This window comes from uncultured Microbulbifer sp., from assembly GCF_947489355.1.
Taxonomy (GTDB): Bacteria; Pseudomonadota; Gammaproteobacteria; order Pseudomonadales; family Cellvibrionaceae; genus Microbulbifer.
Genome location: NZ_CANLDD010000133.1, coordinates 1 through 2,125, shown reverse-complemented (window position 1 = coordinate 2,125; position 2,125 = coordinate 1). Strand labels below are relative to the sequence as shown.

The window sequence follows — 2,125 nt, the reverse complement described above, 5'->3', positions numbered from 1 at the left end:
ATCAGTGGCAGCTTCCCGGCTTTCGCTGAGGGCGTTTTGTATGGCCTCTGCACGGTTTGCGCCGTGGCCCTGTGCCAAGCCTGCCCCCAGAGCACTGGAGAGGTTTACATTCAGGCAGACGTGGTAGTTCAGGCTGCCGTCGAGCCCACGTTGGCAAGTTATCCGCCCAAGGATATTGCCCTGCAGCACAACGTTTTCTTTGCTAAGCACCGGCCTGTTGGGATTTCCCCCTGCGTCGGTGATCGGGATTGATCTAAATTCGATGCCATTCATACGGTGCTCCCTCCCTGATTGCGTATGCGAATAGTTTTAATGGTGGGTTTGCGCTGGAAGCGGGTACGGAGTTGCTCCTGGGAATCGGGCCCGGCGCTGACGATGATTGAGGCGAGCAGGCCGAACTGGATCAGTCCGTGTTTAATGGCTTTAGCGACGGCATCGGTACTGTTACGGGCGTGCAATTTAAAGAAGCACTCAGTCAACAGGTTGGCGACATTGGCGATAGAGCAGTGCATGGCGGCGGCGGTTTCAGCATTGCTAAGGCCGTGTGCGCGGTGAGTCAGCGCTTCAGCCTGGCGGGGGGCCAGTTTCCTGTACTCCATCACTTGGCTTCCTTTCTTTGTGAGGCTGTTAACAAATGTTCGATTAGGTTTTTTCTAACTGCGTTTTTATATAGTTTATGCAAATCCTAAACTAAAGCAATGTGAAAAATCATCTTTTGTTGGTATTTATGCCATTATTTAGGCTTTACATTAATTTGATTGACCACGATAGTGGGCTGATGCAGGTTATTGCTCGCCGTAGGGCTTGTGATCTTGTGGGAGGTGCTATAACGGCTGGCGTGCCGTTGAAGTGGTAGGTTTTGTAGCAGTCTTGCTGCATATTCACTGCAATATGAAATTGCTGCAGTGGCTTTCTGGCATTGGCGCATGTCTCCTTATGGTATTCTCCGGATGTTCAAGTTGATCTGCTTATTGTGCGGTATGGACTGAGCTAACCCAGAATGTTATTCCGAGGGAGATGGATTATGGGGAATATAACTAGAGTAAAATTCCTTAGGGTAAGTGAGCCCCCTCAAAAAGATAATGGTTGTAGTGGTCGGGAATTGGCTCTGGTGGCTGTGGAGGAAGCCATACCTTCTCAATGCGGGTTATGCATAAAAAGAAAGAGGTGTGGCAAAAAGGGAGAGCAGGAGTATTGCTTGGACTGGGAGCGAGATTAATGGCTGCTATCTAGAGATTTGATTGTGCTGCGAGCAATACCAATAGATTGTGCCACATCATTAGAGTTGGATTCGCCCCTCATGTCTTTTAGCTGAATGTATATGAGTGCTGCACTTACCAAGATGGTAGGGGTTATTTTCTCGCCCTGAGATTCCATAGCGTCCCACACATCTCGAACAGCGACCATTAGCTTGTCTGGATCAACTAGCCTGTCAGGAGGAGCGACCTGCTGTTTTCCGGTGACTTCTAGGTGCTCTCGATCAAGCCAGCCCGCATCTTTACCTCCAGCCTTCTCAATTCGCTTTGCGATTGATGCCCCGATATTTTCAGTGGGGTTTGGGCCTATTAACTGGCTTAGTTGCGAACTGGTCAAGTCTGCTGCATCCGCAAACTCTCTTCGATTTTTGAATTGCATCGCCAGGTGACGTGCGTTTGATCGTCTAATTTGGTAGATCGCCATAGTTCTTCGCTAGCCCGCCTTGCCTCTATCAAGCAGTTTTGCAGAGAGTTAGTGTTTGTTCTATATGGGGAAACCTAATTTTTAGTGCCAATATATATAGTTTTTACCTAAAAAAGTTGTCTGAATTTATGATTTGGCATAAAGTTTCCATATGAACTTGATAGCCTACCTCAAAATCAAGCCCTGCCTGAAGCGCCGTGAGTGGCTGGCTAAGTCAATCGGCTGCTCTGTAGGACACCTCAATGCCATTGCCTGTGGGGCTGAGCAGCCAGGGCCAAAGCTGTCGATGGCCATTGAGAGTGCAACCCAGGGCGCCGTCACTCGGGAAGATTGCCGCCCGGACATCTGGGGCGAAGACCCCTTACCTACCACCAATAGCAGTATGGAGGCAAGGCAAGAACTGGTTAATCAATAGCCAACCATGGTCATTCATACAGGAGAAAAG

At 49.2% G+C, this 2,125-nt stretch carries 4 protein-coding genes; 1 reads left to right on the top strand and 3 read right to left on the bottom strand.

Going from position 1 to position 2,125, the window contains the following annotated elements:
• The 3 genes from Q1A48_RS21055 to Q1A48_RS21045 form a co-directional block, all read right to left on the bottom strand.
• Positions 1–273, bottom strand: a 273-nt coding sequence (locus Q1A48_RS21055) for a hypothetical protein (protein ID WP_299948793.1), incomplete at its 3' end; no start/stop codon positions are given.
• Entirely contained in the window at positions 270–599 is a 330-nt protein-coding gene (locus tag Q1A48_RS21050; protein ID WP_299948791.1) for a helix-turn-helix transcriptional regulator, read from the bottom strand. The genes Q1A48_RS21055 and Q1A48_RS21050, both read right to left, overlap by 4 nt.
• Before the next feature lie 616 nt (positions 600–1,215).
• A complete protein-coding gene (locus Q1A48_RS21045; RefSeq protein ID WP_299948789.1) occupies positions 1,216–1,680 on the bottom strand; it encodes a hypothetical protein in 465 nt (154 codons plus the stop codon).
• A 151-nt stretch (positions 1,681–1,831) separates the two neighbouring features.
• On the opposite strand from Q1A48_RS21045, the gene Q1A48_RS21040 reads away from it, so the two are divergent.
• A complete protein-coding gene (locus tag Q1A48_RS21040) occupies positions 1,832–2,095 on the top strand; it encodes a YdaS family helix-turn-helix protein (RefSeq protein ID WP_299948787.1) in 264 nt (87 codons plus the stop codon).
• Positions 2,096–2,125: the final 30 nt, after the last annotated feature.

Bases quoted from the DNA above. Each gene is read 5' to 3' on its own strand.
- Q1A48_RS21045 (WP_299948789.1), bottom strand. From the start codon at position 1,680: ATGGCGATCTACCAAATTAGACGATCAAACGCACGTCACCTGGCGATG.
- Q1A48_RS21050 (WP_299948791.1), bottom strand. From the start codon at position 599: ATGGAGTACAGGAAACTGGCCCCCCGCCAGGCTGAAGCGCTGACTCAC.
- Q1A48_RS21040 (WP_299948787.1), top strand. From the start codon at position 1,832: ATGAACTTGATAGCCTACCTCAAAATCAAGCCCTGCCTGAAGCGCCGT.